This is a genomic window from Brevibacillus sp. NPDC003359 (genome assembly GCF_042878995.1).
In the GTDB taxonomy this organism is placed as follows: domain Bacteria; phylum Bacillota; class Bacilli; order Brevibacillales; family Brevibacillaceae; genus Brevibacillus.
The window spans coordinates 1,892,136-1,916,107 of record NZ_JBIAOR010000001.1; the positions used below are offsets into that span (position 1 = coordinate 1,892,136).

The following is a 23,972-nucleotide window of genomic DNA, read 5'->3' on the forward strand; positions in this document are numbered from 1 at the left end:
GTGAAATGCGGCAAGAGTGCTTGATAATAACTATTGCTCGCCGACATAAATACACCTGTTTGCGGAACCTGTTTCGGTGTATACCCTGCATCCTCCATTGCTTTCCATGAATGGGTCAATAACAGTCGAAACTGCGGGTCCATAAATTCTGCGTCTCTGGCTGAAAGGTGGAAGAACCCTGGATCGAAGTGATCCTTCCCTTCTATGGTGGACTGCACTGGGATAAAGTTAGGATTCTGTAAGTATTCATCCGGCAGATGTAATTGATCTAACTCCTCATTAGTGAAGAAACGCACACTTTCTACGCCGTTTCGTAAATTCTCCCAAAACTCTCTATGATTTTTCGCTCCTGGGAAGTGGCAAGAGATTCCAATAATCGCGATGCTATCCTCATAGTATTCAGGATAAGTCTCCTCCACTTGTACTTCGCTATTCGCCGTTGCTTGGTTCGGATTGACAACATCTGCTTGCTCATCCGATTCATTCTCTTTCACTGCTACGATATATTCGCTAATCTCCCTAATATTGACGTACTTAAACAGAGTGGTCACATTTAGATCGCACTGAAACTCTTCCGTCATTTTGGCTACAACCATGGTAGCTAAAATCGAGTCTCCGCCCACATCGAAAAAGCCATCTTCTATACTGATCCCCTCTACATTCAGAACATCCTGCCAAATCTTTAATGTCCGCTGTTCAATATCAGATTGCGGTAGGCTCTGTTTCTTTGCCTGTGTTACCACAAGCTTTTGATTCAGTAGCTCTGTGCGATCCACTTTTCCATTAGCCGTTAACGGGATTTTCTCCATGGAAATAAAAAATGCCGGGAGCATATACTCTGGCAGGTTTTTCCTCAAATAATCCCGTAATTTTAACGGCTCAAGCAGTTCATGGTTCACACCTGCTTTCGGAACATAATAAGCAACTAACCGTTTATAATCTCCCTCTTCTTTCACTAACACGACAACGCTTTGGATCTGTGGATGAGCACTTAATTGGCTCTCGATCTCACCCAATTCAATTCGAAAACCTCGGATTTTTACTTGATGATCGATTCGTCCTAAATACTCAATCGTTCCATCAGGCAGCCAACGTGTTAAATCACCTGTTTTATACAACTTGGTTCCCTGTGTAATCGGGTTATCCACAAACTTCTCTGCGGTAAGCTCCGGGCGATTCAAATACCCGCGAGCCAAGCCTTTTCCCGCAATACAAAGCTCTCCTGGAACACCAACTGGTACCGGATTCATATGGCGATCAACAATGTAGAGCTGCGTATTAGAGACGGGTTTACCGATCGGTGTATTGCTGCTGACCAGTTCATTCTCAGAGCAGGAGAACCATGCTGCATAAATGGAGGCTTCTGTTGGTCCGTAAATATTTTCAATCTTCGCTTTTTGAAAAGCGGCAACCGTCTTTTTCACCAACTCTTTTGGAAAGGCTTCGCCCGCAACCATCACATATTTTAGCGGACAATGCTGTAGGAAGGGCTTATTCTCCACAACGCCGTTTACGAAGACATTAAGCATCGCCGGAACAAAATTGACATGCGTCACGCGATGCTTCACGATATATTCGGCTAACATCTCTGGTGACTTCTCCCCATGTGGCGGAAGAATGACCAGATGGCCTCTGCCAATGAACCAACCAAACAGCTCGGACAAAGAAACGTCAAACACATAGTTGGTTTTCAGCAGATAAACATCGTTTTCCATAACCGGATAACGAGCTTCAAGGAAAAAGAGGGTATTGATAATACTTTCATGACTCACCATGACCCCTTTTGGTTTCCCAGTGCTTCCTGATGTATAAATCACATAAGCCAAATTGGTTGGGTTTCCTACCCGGTTGAGCGTTTTTTGTCGCTGGGCTGTCTGCTCAACTTCTTCCCAACCCCTGTCTAAGACGATGCATTTCGTATTTTCTCCTGTGAAGGAAGATAACTTGTCCAAAAGGCGAGCCTGGGTAAGCACCAAAGCGGTCTTGCTGTCTTCCACCATGTATGCCAACCGCTCTGCGGAATAGGTTGGGTCCAATGGTACATAAGCTGCACCAGCTTTTAGAATGCCTAAAATGCCTATGACCATTTCCAAAGAGCGTTCGACACATATCCCTACTGTAGCTTCAGGACCTGCTCCCTTGGCCTGCAAATAGATCGCCAGCTTGGTAATCCGCGCATCCAATTCACGGTAGGTCAACGACTGATTTTCATAAACAACAGCCACGGCATCTGGCGTTTGTTGGACTCGCTTCTCGAACAAATCATGGAGGCACAAAGCCTGTGGGAATGCCGCTTCAGTCGCATTCCACTCCACGAGCAGCATGTTTCGTTCTTCCACAGAAATAAGTGGTATCTCATCCAAAGTCATGTCAGGATTTTTGATGACTTCGTTTGCGATATTCTGATAATGCTCTGCCATCCGCTGGATCGTCGCTTGATCAAATACATGCGGATTGTATTTCAAATTCAATACAAACTCGGCTTCCTGCTCAAACACCTCTAACTCAAATTCATACTCACCCTCTTGATGAACACCATCAATCAATTCGATGGCAAGCTTGTTTTGGCATTCATCATAAAATCGCTGCAGGTTTTGTGATTGCAGAAAATTTTGGTACGTAAAGATGATGTCGAATACAGGTGAATTTCCATGAAGTCGAGGAATGTTTGCCTCTCGAACCATCGCTGGAAAAGGATAGACAGCGTGATCCAACCCGTCAATCAGCGTAAGCTGCAGTTCCCGAATGAACTGGGAGAATGACTTTTCCCCTGTTACCTGACTGCGGATGGGGATCATATTGACAAAATAACCGATCAGAGAATCGAATTTCTCTTCTGGACGTCCCATCGTCGGCATGCCTACAATCACATCTGTTTGCCCTGTATAGCGATACAATAAGGCTTTAAATATTCCTAACAAGAGAACAGATGGGTTCATACGGTAATGTTTGGAGAGCTTTTTCACCTGCTGACTCAATTCTCGTGAAAATGCGTGCGTAAAAACCTGCCCCTCAAAGCTTGGGACAGAAGAACGCGGACGATCGGCAGGAAGCTCCAGTTGTGGTAGCGTCCCTGACAATTGCTCCAGCCAGTAAGATCGATGTTCCCCACCATCCGCGCTCGCCATCATGTCCTGTTCCCACTTTACGAAGTCAGCGTAAGCGGTTGAATTTGGTGTTACGTTTGGCTGTTTTCCTTCCACCAGCTCGATATATGTATGGACTAATGCTTGTAGTAATAGCACGGAGGAATGTCCGTCAAATATCATATGATGAATCGTAATCAGGACAAAATGCTCTTCTTCTGCGCGTGACAGTAGATGAACGCGAAGCAAAGAACCCTTTTCCAATGAAAAGGGTTCTTTTACTTTTTTCCTGAGATACGGCAAAACATCCTGAGACGTTAGGTGTGTGATGTCCTCCTGCTCAATGGCAAGCGATTGCTCCAGGCGTTGAAGCAGATATGGAACACCATGCTCTTCCATAATCGAACTCTGTAAAATCGGATGCTGTTTTCGCACAAGGGAGCAAGCTTGTTTAAATAACGCTACGTCCCATTTCTGGCGGATGCAAAAGCATAACGGAACATTATAAGCACTCATGGTAGGAGACATTTTTTGCAACATCCACAATCCTTGCTGCCCGACGGACAGAGGACTTGTAAACGATGGGGTTTCCAGCTCCAGAAGCTTCTCTTGGACTTGCTCAGCAGACAGCTTCCCTTCTTTGTAAGCCATGAGAATTTCCCGTCGCATCATATAATCCCTCCTTTGTCGATTAACTGTTCGATCTCTTCTAAACTTAGCAGGCCCTCTTTGAATTTTTGCAACAGATTCTCCGTCCGTTCACCGCGAGCCTGAGACGTTGTTTCTACATCTGTAGTGGAAGCGATCTCTTTATGACTCAACTCTCTTATTTTTAAGGCAAGTAGATGAGCCAAAGACTTCATCGTCGGGTTCTCCAGCACTTCCCGCCCTTTGATTTTGATGTTCCAGCGCTGCTCTAAATGACGAATCAGCTTGGTAACCATGATCGAGTCCATGCCATAGTCCAAGAAATATTTGTTAATCTTGATTTGCCCTTCAGAAAGGTGTAATTCCCGTGAGAGAAAATGTGCCATATCGCGCTGTATGTTTTCCTCAGTTGGGCTGTCAGAGTTGATATCAATCGCTAACGTCGCTTTTTCCATAGGTGGACGAATCGATTCAGTTCCAAGCTGCTGCTCCTCACCCTCAGAACTGGAGAGCCAATAGCGGTCTCTGGCGAAAGGATAGGTAGGCAGAGATATCATGCGACGCTCTTGTACATGCAAGGATTCCCAAGGAATTTTGCCTCCCTGCGTCCAATGAAGGGCTAGCTTTTCCAGATTGTTTTCTGCTAAAAGAACCTGCAACACCGTATCTCCTACCTTGCCTGAAAGAAGATTTCTCACTGCTGCCTGGTCTTCTTCGAGATCTCCTGTATAGATAGGAATCCATGTATTTGGTTCGCTGCCTTGATCGACTGCTTCCAAATACGCCTGTAATCCATGAATCAGTTCATCTCGATCGTGAACCACCATAGCCAACCTGCATTCCATGGCTTCTCGTTTCACTTGAATCGTATAGGCAAAATCCGCCAAGGAAAACGCTTGCTGCTTGGCAAATGCAAGCATCTTCTCGGCAACGGCACGCAATCGCTCAGTATTTTTTGCCGAGAAAACCACGATCTGAGATGAAGTGGCAGAAGAAATGGATTTCATCTCAGTCTGCGGCGGAATATATTCTTCCAGGATCAAATGAGCATTTGACCCGCCTGCTCCAAACGAACTAATCGTAGCACGGCGTGGAACCTCTCGTTCTTCTCCATTGATTCTCACCACTGGTCGGTTCCACTTTTGTCGATCTTTTTGCAGATAAAAAGGCGTTTCTGCAAAATCGACATGCGGGTTCAACGGCTCCGCTTTTATCGATGGAACCAATTCCTGATGCTGTAGCTGCAAGATCACCTTTGTCAGTTGAGAAATACCAGAAGCTGCCTCGGCGTGACCGATATTCGATTTCACCGATCCAATCGCACAAAACTGAACATCGTCCGTCTGCTTCGAAAAAGCATTCGTTAACGCCTTCAACTCAATCGGGTCTCCCAACAGCGAACCATTCGCGGCGGATTCCACGTAACTGATCGTCCGTGGATCAATGCCCGCTCTAGCAAAATTTTCTTCCATCAATTGCGCTTGTGCATTCGGATTCGGCACGGAAAATCCATTGGTACGTCCTCCATGATTGGTCGCGGCTGATTTGATGACGGCTAAGATGGAATCTCCATCTTCAATCGCTTTGGCTAAAGGCTTTAATAATACAGCACCTACGCCTTCTGCTGGTAAATATCCGTCTCCATCTCCAAAGCTTCTGCTGTCTGCGTGGCTTCCAATCATTTGGGCCTGACTTAAGCCTAGGTATTTCTTAGGATGGATCGAAACATTCACTCCACCAGCGATAGCAAGTGAGCTTTCTCCTTTAATTAAGCTTTCGCAGGCATGATAAATGGCAATGGCGGATGAAGAACACGCTGTATCAATTGCCATACTTGGACCTTGCAGATTAAAGAAGTAAGAGGCTCGGTTGGCAATCGAATGGTAGGAAGAGAGAGAAATGATAGAAGCCTTTTCCATATCTGTATCAAATGCGTGATACGGCTGATACATTGCCCCTACATAGACGCCGACCCTATTATCATATTGACGTTGTAATACCTCTCGCGTGTGTCCTGCTTCTTCGAGTAGATTCCACACGGTTTCCAAGAAAAGGCGTTCTTGAGGGTCCATCATTTCCGCTTCCCGTGGAGAAATCTGGAAGAAGAGCGGGTCAAATTGATCGACACCGTCTATGAATCCTCCCCATTTGCTGTATGCTTTTCCTTGACTGGTCTTAGCCTCGTCAAAATACAAGCTGTGATCCCATCGCTCTTGCGGAATTTCTGTAATGCAATCCATGCCGTCCCGCAAATTGTTCCAGAACTCTTGTACATTGGAAGCCTGCGGATATCGTCCAGACACACCAATAATGGCAATGTCTCGGTCAGATGTTGTTTGTTTATTTGTCTGCTCACGCGTAACAAACCGTGAGAAACGACGGCGATGCTCTGTTATGGAGTCAGCAGTATCCGGTACATTAGCAACATTCTCTACTGCACTTGCCTCTGCTGTTTTCCCAGCTCCCATGATTTCGATGATTTTGTCTCGATAATGCGCCAAAAGATAGCCTGTCAACTCTTCTATGTTTTGGTATTCATAGAATAACGTTTTCGACAGCGAACCAAATGCTTTCTCCAATTGATTGGTCAATTGCATCGCCATGACCGAGTCGATCCCGTATTTCTCCAGCGGAGCATCCTCATCGATTTTATAAGCTGGGAGCTTGATAACAGCAGAAATTTCCTTTTTCAGATACTCCCTTACTTTTTCCCGAAGCCCATCTTGTTGCGCAACGGAAACAGGCTGTGCATTCTCTGTTTTTGCAAAAGTATTTGCGATCTCTGCTGGCTGGAACTGTTGTTTGAATCTATCTTGGTAGACATCCATCAAGTGTTGCGAGACAGCAAAAAGCGTCGGGTACTCTACCAATCCAGTCGGAGTAAGTTCCAGCCCATAGGCTTGATTCAGCTTGTTTGTAAATTCGGTCAGCTTAATCTGGTCAAAGCCGTACTCATGGAACTCGGCGTGGATTTCAATATCCCCTCTATCAACCTTGAGTAAATCAGCGACCATTTTCAGCAAAGACGCATGAACCTCGCTTTGCATGCTGTTCGAATGAGCTGTTGGTGTCACTAAGGTCACAGAGGCCCCCATCAGCTGTTGCTTCATCCGCACAAGATCGCCTTCCATTACCATCAACTGATCTTGTCCAGAAGCTAATCCCCGATACAAGCAGTGGATACCCGAAGCCGTCTGCATAGCAACCATGCCAAGGTCATCCCACAATCTCTTTTCTGTCTCTTCGTCTACCTGCATTCCGCCCTCTTTCCACAAAGGCCAATTGATGGAGAGGGTCTGCCCTTGCCGTTCGCCTAGCGCGATCTGTTCATTGCGGTAAGCGGAGTAGTTATCCATAAAGGCATTGGCCGTAGCATAATCTGCTTGGCCCATATTCCCCAAGCTTCCTGCCGCTGAAGAAAAGAGCACAAAGAAATCCAGATTCAGCCCCTTCGTCGCTTCGTCTAAATGAACGAGTCCCGCAACTTTTGGCGCGAGAACTGCTTGTACCTCTTCTTTGGTTTTCTTCAGGATAAAGTTGTCTCGAGTCACGCCCGCGCTGTGAATGATGCCGTGAAGATCGCCAAGCTCTGATCGAATGCTTTGGATCAAATCCTCCACAGCCTGTTTCTGCGTTACATCCACTTGGCGGTATTCGATTCTTGTCCCGTTGTCCGTAAGCTTGCGAAGCTTTGCTTGCTTCGCTTCACTAAGCGAAGAGCGTCCCGTCAAAATCAAGGTGATGCCATGGGCTTTCTCAGCCATTTCTTCGGCAAAAATAAGTCCCAAACCACCTGCTCCACCCGTGATCAAATAAATCCCGTTGTCTTTCCACGGCATGCTTTCTTCATGCTGTGGAGCTGCAACTTCACTCCATCCCGCACTATATCTTTTCCCTGACTGATAGCGAATCTGGCTGTCTGTTGGGCAAAGGCTGTTTGCTTTTAGCTTCTCCACCAATCCCTCTGAGTCTTCAATGGAATCGATTTGGATCAGCTGTCCGATTACTTTCGGGTTTTCGATCTGTGCCGTTTTCAAGAGACCAGCTATTCCAGCGAATAACCGTTGTTCCGATCGGAGAGGAGTAACGATTTGAATTAGCACCTTCCCCTTTGGTTTTGCTTGAAGAAGGGCTTTTATTTCTTCAAACACCTGAACAGCATACGCTTGGAATCGTTCCGCTACGCCTTGCTGATCGGAATGCAGCACAAGGAATCTCGCTCCGTTTATCTGAGTTTGAATGCTTTCCCAGGAAATTTCCCCTGGTTCGCAGAGCATCACCACATGTTGTTCATATTCAGGGGCTTTGGTTTCCTTAGGAATGGCTTGTTCGATCCAAGCAGGCTGAAGCATCAGCGTACTCGTGATTTTTCCTGATTCCCCTGTACCTTTGCTGCCTTGTACAACTCCGGCAGATTTTTCACCTTCGAGCACCCTAGTTGTGAATCCCTTCATGCTTACGCAAATCTTGCCTTGCTCATCACACAAATCAATGTCGAGCTTCTGCACTTTTTGCGTAGTTGCATGGCCGGTACTGTATCGAACCAACGCCAATACAGCCGTTGTAGAATCACTGTAAATGTTCAATTGTTCTAATGCAAAAGGCAGAGACGGCTGAAGGTCGGAAGCACTCATCATGAAACCAAGCGATGCCTGTAAGGCAGCATCCATGATAGTCGGATGGAGTCCAAATTTTCCTGCTGTATCCGTAACAGTGGATGGCAAGATCAGCTTCGCCAGCACTTGGTCTGACCCGACAAATAGCTTCTCAATCCCTTGGTGTGATGGACCGTATTCCAGTCCGATCGCATGAAATGTTTCGTAACAATGGCTAGCGCTATAACTATGCGCTGTGCACTGTGCTTGAATTGCAGAAAGGTCGAGAATTGGCGCTTCCATAGCTGATAGTAGTACCGCTCTTCCCTGGCTATGTACTACTACATTCTCCTGAGCTTCACTTGACTGGCTGTAGATTTCAAAAGCGATTTCACCATTCTCTTCCGGGTATAGTCCCGTGTGTACTTGGATAGGTGCATCTTCCACAATAACTGGTTTCGCCCATACGATATTTTTAAGCTGAATCGCCGACTGGTTATCAGGCAGGACACCTGCTGCCAAATCTACAGCCACTCGTGCCATCTCCAGATAAGCTACCCCAGGCAAGACCTTTTGCCCATTCACGACATGATCGCTAAGGAAAAACTCCTGCCCTGTAAATGTCGAGCTGTGCCGTTGTTCTGAAAGTGTAGACGTATTTTGATGCAGCATGGGATGAAGGGTAGCCAGGGATCCTGCTGCGATAAGACTAGTTGCTTGTGACTCCATCTTTGGCAGCCAATAGCGCTCTCTTGCAAAAGGATAAGCAGGTAAACTGATTCGACGAGGCTTCGTATTCCCATAGAGTTTGTTCCAGTCAAAAATCAGTCCCTGTACCCACATCTGCAAGATTTTTGCGTATTTCCCTTTGGTGATCCATGTATCGATTGCCTGTTGCAAATCCTCATCTGCGGCGAAAACATCCATCGTTTCTTTATTCCGCTTTACCTGACCCGTGAACAGGTCTTGGATATCATCCTCATCTTCCAAATAATTCGTTAACTTCGCTTCAAGCTCAGCGATCGACTTGACGATCACAGCGAACCGCTCTTCCATCGCTTCACGTCCTACTTGGAGCGTGTAGGCAATCTCAGCTAGTTCGTTATCCGTAAAGAGTTGCTCCCGAATAGCAGACAACAACCGCTGCACCTGCTCCCGAAGACGGTCTTTATTCTTCGCTGACAATACGATGACAGCTGGATTTTTTGCCGAGATGCTGATTTGTGGGCGGTGTTCCTCTTCGATGTATTCTTCAATGACGAGATGAGCATTTGCCCCTCCCGCACCAAAGGAAGATATCCCCGCAATCCTTGCATATTCTCTCGTTACCCCATTGATTTCAATCACGGGTCGCTTCCATTCCGCCAGTTCTTGCTGCACCACAAATGGAGTCTTGCTGAAATCAACATTCGGGTTAAGGGTATGGGAATGAAGGGATGGAACTAACCGCTTATATTTCATTTGCAGCAATATCTTGGTCAACCCTGCTATCCCTGCCGCACTCTCACCATGCCCGATATTTGACTTGGCCGAACCAATCGCGCAGAACTGATTCTCCTTCGTATATTCCTGAAAAGTCTTCGTCAATCCAGCAATTTCAATAGGGTCCCCCAAGGAAGTCCCCGTACCATGCGCCTCGATATAGCTGACCGTTCTCGGGTGAATTCCTGCCTCTTCAAAAGCCCGACGAATCACCCTTGATTGCGTTTGAGGATTCGGAACCGTATAACCGTTCGTTTTTCCCCCATGATTAATGGCGCTTCCTTTGATCACACCATAGATGTTGTCTCCATCAGCGATTGCTCTCGCCAAAGGTTTGAGCAATACCGCTCCGACTCCTTCGCCAGGTACATATCCGTCGCCGCCTTCCCCAAAGCTTTCGCATCTTCCTTTGCTGGAGGCGAACTTGCCCTGCGACAAATACAGATATTTATTTGGATGAATAGAAACATTCACACCACCTGCGATCGCAACCTCACATTCACCGCGCTGCAAGCTGTGACACGCTAAATGAATCCCCGTCAACGAAGAAGAACACATGGTATCGACCGCCATGCTCGGACCGTGGAAATTGCCAAAATAGGAGACACGGTTAGCTATGGAAGCCGGACTTCCCGCAATCGTAAGCGCTCTGCCCAACGCCTGTTCAGCGGACGCATACAGTTGGTATTCCTCGTACATAACACCTACGTAAACACCTACACTACCTCCCAAGCCTTCGTGCCTGCCAAGAGCATCACGCGTATACCCTGCATCCTCTATCGTTTCATAGACACACTGTAAAAATAACCGCTCCTGTGGGTCCATCAGCTCTGCTTCCCGTGGGGAAATATGGAAGAACAGTGGATCGAATTGATCGACACCTTCTATGAACCCGCCCCATTTGGAATACGATTTACCGGCCTTGTCCTTCGCTTCATCAAAGTACTGGCTGTGATCCCAACGGTCTTTTGGAATTTCGGTAATACAATCCTTGCCGTCGCGCAGATTTTTCCAAAAGTCTTGAACATTCCAGGCTTGCGGATAGCGTCCAGAAACACCAATAATGGCAATGTCCAACGCTCCTTTTTCTCGTTGGGTTTCCATGCGCAGTGACGCGAAACGGTGAGACTTGCGTTTTTTGCTCCTACGCTCGGTCTGTGCTGTCCTCTCGTCCACAATCGTTGCTTCTGGTTCTTGCGTGAGGAGGGCTTCCGCATTTTCCCCCATCCCCAGGATGCTCATCAGCTTTTCACGATAGTTTTCAAGGAAATATCCAGTCAGTTCTTTTATCGTTTGGTATTCAAAAAATAGCGTTTTTGGTAACGATCCAAATATCTTTTCCAGCTCCTTGGTCATCTGCATCGCCACAATGGAATCGACACCGTATTTTTCCAACGAGGCGTCTGCTTCCATTTTATTTGCTGGCAATTTGATGACGGAGGAAAGCAGCCTTTTAAAATAATGGGTTGCATGTTCCGTATCGAATCGTTGTTCCCCGACTACCGCCTTATCAGCGGATGGCTGGATAAAATCATCGGCGAATTTTGACTCTCCTACTCCCAGTCCAGCAGATTCGCCTGCGATCTTGCGCGTAGAAAAACCCTTCATCCGCACACGGACATTCCCGCTCTCGTCGCACAAGTCGATATCAAATTTCTCCACTTTATCTCCAGCTTTACTGCCCTCACTGTAATGAATGAGTGCCCACATGGTAGCGGAGCATGCGCCTACGATCTCCAATTCCTCAAGAGCGAAGGGAAGAATCAGCCCAAAATCACCAGTTGCCATCATCAAGCCTATTGATGCTTGGAGAGCTGCGTCGAGCAAGCTCGGATGCAGACCAAATTGTTCTTGGGTCTTCACCACGGAAGAAGGCAGAGACAGCTTCGCCAACACCTGCCCTTGACCGATCAAAATCTGCTCAATCCCACGATGGGCAAGCCCATAGTCGACTCCCATCTTTTTGAAAACATCGTAGCATTGTTCAGCGCTGAGTGTGCTTAGGTTGCACTGTTCCTGCACTGCGGTGAGATCAAAAGCTGGAATATCTGAAATGGAACACAACACGGCACTTCCCTGGCTGTGTACAATTTCCGTCGCTTCCTTCTGGTCTTGCATGCTATCGCTGTAAATCTCGTAAACAATCTCACCATTAGCCTCAGGGTAGAGTTCAATATGTGCCTGAATAGGTTCTGACCCAACAACCAAAGGTTGAGTCCAGACCACATTTTTAAAGCGAAGCCCTTCGAATTCTTGCCCAGAATCCATGACTCCCGTCGCCAGCTTAATCGCTGCCCGTGCCATCTCCAGATAAGCCGCACTTGGCAAGACTCGTTGTCCCTTGATGACATGGTCACTCAGGAAAAACTCCTGTCCCGTAAAGGTAGAACTAAACCGCTGCTCCAAGAAATCGGATGTATTTTGATGCAAGAAAGGATGTATCGAACCCACCCCTTCACTTCTGCTAGCAGACTTGGCTTCGATCCAGTAAGATTCCTTGGCAAAAGGATACGTCGGCAAACTGATACGACGAGGTTGCTCTTCTTGATAAAGCTTGTTCCAATCGATATGTAAGCCCTTCACCCACAGGTCGAGAAGCTTGCTGTATTTACCGCGTTCCATCCATCTCGCAATCGTTTCTTCTACTTCATCATCGAACGTCAAAATATCCAGCATTTCCTGATTTCGGTTTACCTGACCAAGGTACAATTCAGCAATATGCTCTTGTCCTTCTACAAAGGCTGTTAGCTTTTGTTCCAGCTCCTTCACAGAACCTGCAAGGACTGCCAGACGCTCTTCCATGGCTACACGTCCTACCTGAAGCGTGTACGCCATGTCGGCTAAGCTCGCATCAGATAAGGAGTCTCCCTGGATAAAAGCTAACAACTGCTGTACTTTCTCAAACAGCCTCTCCGCATTCTTTGCTGACAACACAATAATCGCCGGGTTCTGAGGCGTGATCTTCCTACTGGATTGCTGTTTGACTTCAGGAATATATTCTTCAATAATCACATGGGCATTGCTTCCCCCTGCACCAAACGAGGAAATCCCTGCAATCCGTGGATATTCATTGGGTGTGCCATTGATCTCAACGATCGGCCGTTTCCATTCCGCCAACTCTTGCTGAACCACAAACGGAGTCTTGCTGAAATCAATGTTGGGATTAAGTGTGCTCGAATGTAAAGAAGGCACCAGTTGGGAGTGCTTCAGCTGCAATAATATTTTCGTTACCCCAGCAATCCCTGCCGCACTCTCACAATGTCCAATATTGGACTTCGCCGATCCCAATGCGCAAAACTGTTTGTCCTGGGTGTCTTTTTCAAAAGCGCGAGTAAGTCCAGCCACCTCGATCGGGTCTCCAAGCTCCGTCCCTGTTCCGTGTGCTTCCAGATAACTAACCGTTCTTGCATGAACTTTGGCACGTTGTAGGGCATCCGCCACTAACTGCGCTTGCGCCTGCGGATTAGGGACGGTATAGCCATTCGTTTTCCCACCGGCATTCATCATACTTCCTTTGATGACCCCGTAAATATGGTCACCATCAGCTATCGCCTTATCCAAAGGCTTCAAGACGATAGCTCCTACTCCCTCTCCATCCACAAAGCCGTCCGCTTGATCACCGAAGGACTTGCATTGATTCGTCGGAGAGAGCATCGTCAAGGCTGACAATTTCATATAGTGGGCGGGATCGACGATAAGATTGACTCCCCCTGCGATTGCACAATCGCTTGTACCGCTGTACAAGCTTTCCAAGGCTAAATGAATCGCTGTGAGAGAAGCAGAGCACGCGGTATCCACCGCCACGCTAGGACCTTGAAAGTTTAATAGATAAGACAGTCGATTCGCGATCGACCAATAAGTGGCTCCCGTCGAATAATTACCATTCATCACGCCGACAAAAACGCCTACTTTTCTGCTTTCGCACAGAGTTGTAGGCGTATATCCAGCGTCCTCGATACTCGCATATGCTTCTTGTAAAAATAACCGTTCTTGCGGGTCCATCCCCTCGGCTTCTTTAGGAGAGATTTGAAAAAATAAGGGATCGAATTTATCAATATCCTCGATAAATCCGCCCCATTTTGTATACATAGATTCCTTTTTGCCTTTTTCCTCGTCAAAATAGTTCTTCCAATCCCAGCGATCCTTAGGGATTTCAGAAATGCAGTTTTTCCCCTCTTTTAAACGATTCCAGAATTCATCCACATTTTTCGCCTGAGGATAACGCCCGGAAAGACCGATGATCGCCACATCCCGAACTACAGAGGAAGACGAAATGGATTCCTTGCTTTCTTGCTCGCGAACGGATAAAAAGCGTCGCGCTTTTCTCATAGGGAGATCGGTGTACGCCGATGAAGCAGAGGTGGTCACCTCCTCATTCTCTAGCTCATTTTGGTATGTTTCCTCAACTGCTTCCTGTGCTTCGAATCCTATTACCTTGATCAATGCTTCCTTTTGCGTCTCTATGAGATACTCTACCAAAGCATCAATCGTTTGATATTCGAAAAATATCGTACTGCTCATATTTGCAAAATCTTTGCGAAGCGAATTGGTCAATTGCACAACCAGAATAGAATCAATCCCATATTGCTCTAATGGGGCAGATGATTTAATCTGATGGGTCGGTATTCTAAGCGTTTCACCAATTAGCCTTTTTATATAAGCCGTACTTTTTTCGCGAAGCAATGCCTCAGTGACTTTGCCTGTCTTTTTCGCTGGTGTTGTGCGTACAGGCACTTGTTTTTTGAGTGGCATCGCCTTTAACTTTGGGGCTTGCTTTTTTACAGACGAATACGCAACCGTAACCGCCGACTGCTTCGGTTGGTTGCTACGACGAATAGCGCCATCGCTTTCTGCAACAATAATCTGTTGGCATAAATCCAGATCCTCTTCTGCTGGCAAGAAAACAGATCGGTATCCTGCCTTCTTCAACACCTTTTGCCATGTTTCAACCGTTAACAAAGGGCAGCCGGGAATGCGCGATTCTGAATCATCATAGCGCCACCAACCGTCCAGCAAGCCAAACGTCAAGTGAGCAAACAAGGTATTGCTGGTCAACTCATTCAGAAGAAGCAAGCCATTTTTCTGTAAAGCTGTTTTTGCGTGGAGCAAGGTTTGGCTAATATTTTTAGTAGCATGCAGCACGTTTGTTGCAATCACCAGATCATAGGCACCCGCAGCGATCCCCTGATCCTCAACAGGCTTTTCCACGTTAAAAATCCGATACGTGAGAAATGGATTTTCGGCTCCATATTCTTTTTCGGCGTGAAGTAAAAAGGCTTGCGAAATATCGGTATAACAATATTCCTCAATATGCTTTTGAAAAGGTTGTAGCCTTGGCAGTACGATCGCACTGGTTCCACCTGTACCTGCCCCGATTTCCAAAATTCGAATCCGTGCAGAAGCATCTTGCTTCGTACGTTGCTTCACATAGGTAACAATCGTATTAGCGAGCACTTCGTTAAAGTAGTCCGCAACCTTGTTGTGTTTATATATCCCTTCCACCAATTCCATCGAAGAATGAGGGAACATGATCTCTGTAGCTGGATTTTTTCCCGTTAGAATCTCTGGCAGTACACGCATGGTTGCCTCTACCAGATTCACCTGAGCTTTGCTATTAGGGTTACTGAGCCAAGCTCTTTTTTCTTCCTCCCAGTTTTTCCATGCTGTATCAAGATCGATAGGGGTGGTATCGTTTGCGATGAAAAACTCTCCATCGCACGCAACGTAATGACTTTGCACGAGAACGGCTATACTTTCTTCCAGCCATTTGCCGTATTTGTCATGCAATTTGGATTTGAGTTCTGCTATTGTTTGTTTTTTTACCGTAAACAGCCCGATTGACTGTAATTGACCATAGAGTAGTTCACCGAGAAGCTTATCCATCGTATTCATTTATAAGCCTCCATTTCAGATTGTCTGCGTTGTGACGAAAACTCTAGTTTCGGCATATCATTCTTGACACTTTCGATTTGCGATACCAGTTTTTCTGGATAGATGTGAATCGATTCATCCGGGTTTACCTTGAGCATGGCCTGTGATTTCGTTGTTTTCACCAACGCGACTTGATTCATCGGTCCAGCAAGCAGGTTTTCCAAAGCTGCCATCGCTTCGGGAGGTTCAATGGAACCTAATCCTGCCTGTGCCATCCTCTCTTGATAATCCTTGGAAGCAACAATTCCTACGTTCGCCCAGTATCCCCAATTCATCACCTTCACAGCACTGAGGCTATGTAACGATAGCTGGTGCGCGAATATATCTTTAAACGTACAACCAGATGCATAATTACTTTGCCCAGGCGACTTGGTAAATGAGTTGATCGATGAGAAGAACAAGACAAAATCCAACGGCTCCCGATCAAATACTTGCGCAATCCGCACGCTAACATCTACCTTTGCCGAAAGTCCAGCACGGAAGCGCTCTTCGTCCATGTTCGCGAGACTTTTATCGAGCAGAACAATCGCGGAATGAATGACTCCGTTTACTTGTTTATACCGTTTTTTGATCTCTTCATAGGCAAAATACAAGGACTTGCGATTCGTCGCATCCGCCGCAATATAGACGGGAGCAGGTCCGAGCTTGGCAAGTCGATCCACTTTGGCTTGGATCGCTGTATCCTTTTCTCTGCGACCAATCCAGATGATTTGCGCTTGATACGTGCTGATCATGTATTCGCTCCATACTTCGCCAATACCGCCAGCGCCTCCAATCACAACATAGACGCCACCCTGTCTGTAGGAAGCCTGCTCCAGTTGCGGATGACGCAATGGAAGTAATTCCTGACGATACCATTTCCCTCCGCGATAAACCGCTGCATTTCCCTCGCCATCTGGCGGAAGTGTGAAAACCTCCTCCATTGGCCAAGCACGACCAGCTTCCAGATCAACAAGTCGGATACGCCAGTTTGCGTATTCTTTTGCCATCGAACCGACTAATCCATAAAGACTCGCATGAATAGGGTTGACCGCATCGTTTTGATGAATCGGCTGGGTCTGGAAGGTTACGAGACTCCATCCTATTTCCTTGGTACCGTAGCCCAGCTTGAGCATGGCTTTTAACAAGCGAAACACATGAAATACACCGCGCTCCTGCTCGATGATGAGTCCCTCTTCTGCTAGGTATTCCAAATCTATCCATGGCGCAATCCAGATGATATGATCAATCGAACCAAACTGCTCCAGCTTAATTGCTATTTCATCAATACTTTCTGCGGGCGTAATCTCCATAACAGATGCCCCAGGATAGCGTTGTTGAACAAAGCTTCGATTCTCGTCATCTGCACAAACAAGCAAAATATGATCGCTTGCAAGTGGAGTTGCAGAACCACGGTCCATCACAACCTCTTCCCATACGGGGCTGAGCAGCATGGTTCCAATCAGCGATTCGCTGGAGGTCTCAACTGGCGCATTCGTTGCTGTACGATCTGTTTGAATCTCTCTTTCCAGTACACGAGATGTGAATCCCTTCATCCGTACACAAATCGTTCCTGTGTCGTCACATAGATCGATATCGTATTTTTCTACCTTATCCCCTGCCTGGCTGCCCTTGCTGTAGCGAGCGTATGCCCACATCTCAGAGGTACACGGACTGATGATTTCCATCTCTTCCAGAACAAAAGGCATCACCGGCTTACGTTTTGCCATACTGTCGGACGACATCACGTGGCGGGAAGAGAGTGTCAACTCCACAGATGCCTGTAAAGCTGAATCCATCAAGCTTGGATGCAAGACATACTGATCCTCTGAGCCTTTGACTGATATCGGTAGAACAAGCTTTGCCAAGACTTGTCCAGGCCCGACATATACTTTGTCTATTCCTTTATGTCCGAATCCATAATCAATCTGAATCGCGCTGAAGAACTCATAGAATTCCTCGGATGAAATCACCTGCTCGCGGCACTGCTCCTGCAAAACGGGCAAATCTAGCATTTGCAACTCCGAAAGAGGAGTAAGCACAGCATTTCCTTGGCTGTGTACCACGAGTTCGGCATCACTGCCCTCTGTCTCGCTATAGATTTGGTAGGATACCTCACCATCTTCTTCGAGAATGAGACCCGTATGTACCTGAACAGGCTGATCCCCTACAACGATCGGACGAGCCCATACGACATTCTGTAGTTTCATCGCTGTATCCCCGTGCCCGATCTCTCCTACAGCATGCTCTATCGCGGTCCTTGCCATCTCCAGATAGGCAACTCCCGGTAACACCCGCTGCCCTTTGACTACGTGATCTGCCAAGAAAAACTCTTTTCCCGTGAAGGTGGAACTAAACCGTTGCTCGGAAAAAGTAGAAGTGTTTTGATGCAGCATGGGATGGATCACGGACGCTGTGGTTGCATTGGCCGTTACCCTTGCATTTGCTTTCGTTTCACTCTCAAGTACCCAATGGCGTTCTTTGGCAAAAGGATACGTGGGAAGAGAAATACGAGAATACTGATCGTTCGCAAACAGCTTGTCATAATCTAATCCATATCCCTGCACAAACAATTCCGCGATCACAGACAACTGTTCCAAATATTCACTCGCCTGACTCGTCACATGCAGATTCTCGATGCTTTGATTTCCGTAACGTTTCAATGCGGTTTGCTCACGATGGTCTTTTTCATTTAACTCGGAAACAAAAGCCTGCGATGCTTTTCCTGTTTCCAGCCACTTTTTCAAAAGCTGAACGAGCTCGGCTGTATTCTGAACCATACAAGAGAAGCGGTGATGGAAATGCTTTCTGCCTACTAACAGCGTATAGCTCATATTTCCACAATCCGTCTCCGGTGCTTTTTCACAAAACGAAAGCAATTGGGCAACCTGCTGACGTAACTGTTCAAAAGTACGCGCCGACAGCACAAGCAAATAGCCCGGCTTTTTCCCATGACTCCACTCTACCTGTGGTGCCTCTTCGATGACCATATGCGCATTTGTACCGCTGGCTCCAAAGGAACTGATCGCGGCACAACGTTTGGCATGCGACTCCACTGACCATTCCCTCAGGCTTGTATTCACATAAAACGGACTATCTGCAAACTTAATGTTGGCGTTCCCTTCTTCAAAATGCAGGGATGGCGCTATTTGTTTGTGTTTTAATGACAAAAGGGTTTTGATGACCCCTGCAACGCCTGCTGCGATCTGCGTATGACCAATATTCGTCTTGATCGATCCAATCGCACAAAATTCTTTTTTATCCGTATATGCTCGAAAAGCGCGAGTCAGCGCTTGATACTCAATCGGATCTCCCAGCTTGGTCCCTGTTCCATGGGCCTCTACCATCGTAATCTGCTCAGGATTGATGTCATATGTATCGTAGACATTGCGTTCCAAGCGCTCCTGAGATTTCGCACTCGGCGCAGTAATCCCATTCGTCGTACCATCCTGATTGATTCCCGAGCCTCGAATGACACCATAAATATGGTCACCGCAAGCGATAGCTTCCGAGAGTCGTTTCAGTACAACCACACCAGCGCCTTCCCCCGTAGCAAAGCCATCGGCTCGCTCATCAAACGTATGGCATCGTCCTGTCGGTGACAGCATCCCCGCTCGCTTGGCAGACAAATAGAATCCCGGCGTAGATTGAATGAAGACACCACCTGCCAATGCCATGTCGACCTCACCTGTCCGCAAGGCTTGGCACGCCATATGAATCGCTACCAATGAACTGGAGCAAGCCGTATCAATCGTTACGGCAGGTCCCTGCAAATCCAGATGATAAGCAACCCGAGCAGGCACGATTGACTCCATATTTCCCCAGAATGCTTGGGCAGGGGGATTCTCTCCCACGAGACGATCGTAATCTCCTTTGGCACATCCTGCGTAAACACCACATTGGATTCCTTGCACGCCTAGCCCTGCATAACCAGCATCCTCCAACGCCTTCCAGGACTCCTCTAAAAAGAATCGTTGCTGCGGGTCCATATAGTCAGCTTCCAAACCGGAGATGTTGAAAAAAAGCGGATCAAACAAGTCAATATTCTCTACAAGCCCGCCATATTGAAAACCATCTGCTTCGTCCAGGCCGTACTTTGATAAATCCCAGCGTGTCACTTTCTTAAGTAAATCCGAACCGTTCACCAAGTGATCCCATAAGTCATCTGCGTTGTTCGATGAGGCAAAGGTACCGCTCATTCCAATAATCGCAATGGGTTCAGCGGAGAACGAAGCTTTTTCTGACACGCTCACTTTTTCCTCTGACAACAGAGGAGCTGCTTGAATGAATACTTCAGTCTGAATAGCAGAGACGGAGTCTTCACTCTGCTCGGATAGACTGATCTTCTGCCCTAACGCTTGAGCAATGACTTCTTTGTACTCAGACAAAATATAGCTGGCAAGTTGATTTACCGAGCTGTAATCAAAAAGAATCGTCGTCTCAATTTCAATCTTCAAAGCTTGATTGATCTCTTGAACCAATCTAACGCCAAGAATGGAGTCCAATCCATAATCTCTGAAAGCGTCATCCACATCGATCGAATCGACATCTACTTCCAATGCGGTGACCAGCTTTTCAATAATCTTATCCTTCACATAATCCTTCACCGTTTGCTCGGTCACAACAGACTGGCTTGGAATGTACTTGGTTTTTGGCTGCGAAGAGAGCTTCCCTTCTACTTTTGCCTTTTGTGAAGTCTTGTGCGCGATAGGTGATGAAACACTCGTTCCGGCACTAACATCAGGGTGAAGGACGCCATCGCTGTTTCCAATGACAATCTGTTGTCCCAGATCATGAGTTTCCCGAGCTGGAAAAGAGATCGTGTGAAATCCTTCTTTTTCCAGAACCGTTTGCCACAATGCCGGAGTTAAGGCAGGAGAACCTGGAATACGTACATCCGTATCTTCAGACAGCCACCAGCCCTCCAAAAGACCAAAGGTCAGATGAAGGAACAAGGAATTACTACTGATTTCATTTAAAAGAACCAAACCGTTTTCTCGCAAAACAGCTTTTGTGTGGCGCAAGGTTTTGCGAATGTCTTTGGTGGCATGCAACACATTAGCCGCAATCACCAGATCGTAATAGCCCTCTCGAACTCCTTGCTCAGCAAATGGTGCTTCCACATTAAAAATCTGATAGGTCAGATACGGAACATGCGGTCCATATTCCTTTTGTGCATACATTAAAAATGCTTTGGAGATGTCGGTATAGCAATATTCTTCGATACACTTCTGATAAGGCTTCAGCTTTTCAAATACAAAAGTGCTTGTTCCGCCTGTCCCCGCACCAATCTCTATGATGCGAATTTTTGCAGAAGGATCTTTTTTCACCCGTTCTTCCACATAGGTTGCGACTGTTTGTGCGAGCACTTCATTGTAGTGATCCGCCACCGGGTTATTTTTATAAATATTTTGTACCAATTCCATAGAAGAGCCTGGAAACATGACATCCGTAGCAAGTCGCTTGCCTGTCACAATGTGCGGCAGGGATTTCATCGTAGCTTCCAGCAAACTTATCCGCACTTCCAGATTGGCATCTTCTTTCCATGCCACCTTACGCCGATCCCATTCTTCCCATACAGGCTGTACCTCAATAAAGGTCGGATCAACCACCAGGCATTGTTTTCCATCATAACCATCGAGATAGCCATGACGAGTGAACATCGCCATACTTTCTTCCATCCATTTCTCATAACGGTGCTGGACGCCTGTTTTTGCCTTGAGGTCGGCGACATTCACACTCTTCTCAGCAAACCAACCGATGGACTGCATTTGCCCCCATAACAGTTTACAGAGAAGCTCGTCCATCTCCTTCCACAGCTCGGGGTGGGTATTGGGCAAGCGATCCTGTCTATTTGTTTGGGGCAACCAATAGCGTTCCCCTCTAAATGGATAGACTGGCAAAGGCACTCGGGTATATCTGCCTTTTTGATAGAAGGACCTCCAATCCAGCTTGTATCCTTTTACAAATAAATCGGCAAGCATGGACAGCTTTTCTTTACTTGCGTGGGTGGTTACCGAGCTGTTCTCTGCTACTTCTGCAATTAATTTTTCTCCAGTCTCTTTCAAGCTCTTTTCTACTCTCGCGGAATCCGTTGCATCATGGACAAAATAATCAGCAGTTGTTCCCGTTTCTTTTACTTCCGCGATTTTTTGTCGCAATTCATCTACGTCCTTGGCAATAAACATGCAACGGTGCGAGAAATGACTTCTCCCTGTGAACAAGGTATAGGAAATATCTTGTTCGTGAAAACGTCCCGCTTCTTTTGCTAACCAATGGGACATTTCATCCATTTTTCGCTTGAGAGCTGACTCGCTCTTAGCTGAAAACGGGAACAAGTAATAAGCACCTACTTGCTGATTGCTTGATTTCGGTTGTACCTTTGGCGCCTCTTCCAGTATCAGATGACAATTGGTTCCATTCGAGCCCAAAGCGCTCACACCTGCTCTTCGCGGAGTCGCATCACCGGTATTCCATTCTCTGAGCTCGGTGTTGATGAAAAAGGGACTTCCGTTCAGTTTGATGTGCTTATTGACTTCCTTGACACTGATCGTCGGAGCCATCTTTTTATATTTCATCGCCATGACAACTTTAAACAAACTCGCCAGTCCCGATGACATCGTGGTATGACCGATGTTGGGCTTATGCGATCCAATTGCACAAAATTCTGTTTTATCCGTAAACGAACGAAATGCTTCAATCAATGCCTTTACTTCAATAGGGTCACCCAGCTGCGTTCCTGTCCCATGCGTTTCGATATAACTGATCGTCTCAGGATCAACCCCTGCATTTTCGTAGGCATCCACAATCAATTCTTTTTGGGCAAGCATGCTCGGTGCTGTAATTCCGTTTGATCTTCCTGTCTGATTCACGGTCGAGCCCTTGATGACAGCATAAATATAGTCGCCATCTTCCATTGCTTGGGCAACTGGCTTCAGTACGACCGCTCCAACGCCTTCTCCAAACACCATGCCATTTGCATGATTGTCAAAGGTATTGCATGCCCCATCGGGTGACACCACGCCCATTTTTGAGGACATCACAAAAAATTCAGGGGAGCTGTGAATCGCCACTCCGCCTGCCAGAGCCATTTCGGTTTCTCCCCTGCGAAGACTGTCGCAAGCTAAATGAATGGCTACCAAAGCTGAGGAACAAGCTGTATCTACAGCAAGACTTGGACCCTTGAGATTGAAAAAGTAGGAGAGTCTTGCTCCTAGCATCGACATTTCATTGCCTAGCATTGTGTGTGAAGAGACACCTTCGGCCAACAAAGATTTCTCTTTGTAGTCTGAATTGCGTCCCCCAACAAACACACCTACTTTTCTCCCGGCTAACAGTTCAGTAGCGTATCCGCTATCTTCAAAAGCTTTATAGGATTCTTGCAGGAACAACCGTTGTTGAGGGTCCATACTTTTTGCTTCATCAGGCGAAATATTGAAAAAGGATGCATCGAATTGATCAATGTCCTTGAGAAGCCCGCCGTAATATTGATCCACTTCCCAACCACTGCGCGTTATTTCCTCGATACAACTGTTGCCAGACGCGAGATGCTCCCAAAACTCTTCCACTGAATCCGAGCCAGCAAACCTGCCTGATATTCCGATGATCGCGATATCGGAGTGGCGAATTTCTTTGACTGTATCATCCGAAAGATTCCCTTCATTTGCTGAAACAGTCTGAAGGATTTGGCTGTCATCTGCTGCTATCTCTGCCGCAAATTGCAGAGGGATATATTCAGCGAGCTCACCCACCTCTGTATAATCAAAAATAACTTCTACACCTAGATTAATCCCCAAGTCATCATTGATTGCTTCTACTAATTCGACAGCCAGCACAGAATGAATGCCCAGCTCGATGAAACTTTTATCGAAATTCAAAGTTTCTACAGGTGTATCCAATAGCTGAGCAATGATTTTACCGATCTTGCTCGCAATCGTCGATGAACCATTATCGGCCTCGGTATGATCTGCTGGCGGAGCGATTTCCTGGTACTTTCCTAAAATGTGCGTGGCTAGTTGCTTGGTATTCTCATGATCAAAAACGACCTCAATCCCTAAGTCAATGCCTAGCTTCCCATTGATCATCTCTACCATTTCTACAGACAATACCGAGCTGATACCTAATTCTATAAAGTTTTTATCGAAATCCAAGGGATTCGTCGTATCTTTTAATAAGTCGGTCATTACTTCTTTCACTATGGCTTCAATATCATGTAATGAATGAAAAAGTACCTTCATACTCGACTCCTCCC

3 protein-coding genes (1 of these 3 only partly in view) are annotated in these 23,972 nt (G+C 46.6%); all 3 read right to left on the reverse strand.

Annotated features, from left to right (window positions below):
- Tightly spaced (each overlapping or abutting the next), the 3 genes in view from ACFYU8_RS08695 to ACFYU8_RS08715 form a layout consistent with a single transcriptional unit that may run on beyond the window.
- Nucleotides 1–3,758, reverse strand: partial view of an amino acid adenylation domain-containing protein gene (locus tag ACFYU8_RS08695; protein WP_390293955.1) — the 5' end (the start) only. 17,782 nt of this gene lie to the left of the window's left edge; only the first 3,758 of its 21,540 coding nucleotides appear in the window; the start codon lies at nt 3,756–3,758; its stop codon lies beyond the left edge, outside the window.
- Complete coding sequence (locus ACFYU8_RS08700) at nt 3,755–15,703, reverse strand: SDR family NAD(P)-dependent oxidoreductase (RefSeq protein WP_483862270.1); 11,949 nt, start codon at nt 15,701–15,703, stop codon at nt 3,755–3,757. The genes ACFYU8_RS08695 and ACFYU8_RS08700 overlap by 4 nt, the downstream gene beginning before the upstream one ends.
- Entirely contained in the window at nt 15,700–23,958 is an 8,259-nt protein-coding gene (locus ACFYU8_RS08715; RefSeq protein ID WP_390293953.1) for an SDR family NAD(P)-dependent oxidoreductase, read from the reverse strand. The genes ACFYU8_RS08700 and ACFYU8_RS08715 overlap by 4 nt, the downstream gene beginning before the upstream one ends.
- Nucleotides 23,959–23,972 lie beyond the last annotated feature (14 nt).

Excerpts from the sequence above, each read along its gene's own strand:
- ACFYU8_RS08715 (WP_390293953.1), bottom strand. The coding sequence starts at position 23,958 with ATGAAGGTACTTTTTCATTCATTACATGATATTGAAGCCATAGTGAAA.
- ACFYU8_RS08700 (WP_483862270.1), bottom strand. The coding sequence starts at position 15,703 with ATGAATACGATGGATAAGCTTCTCGGTGAACTACTCTATGGTCAATTA.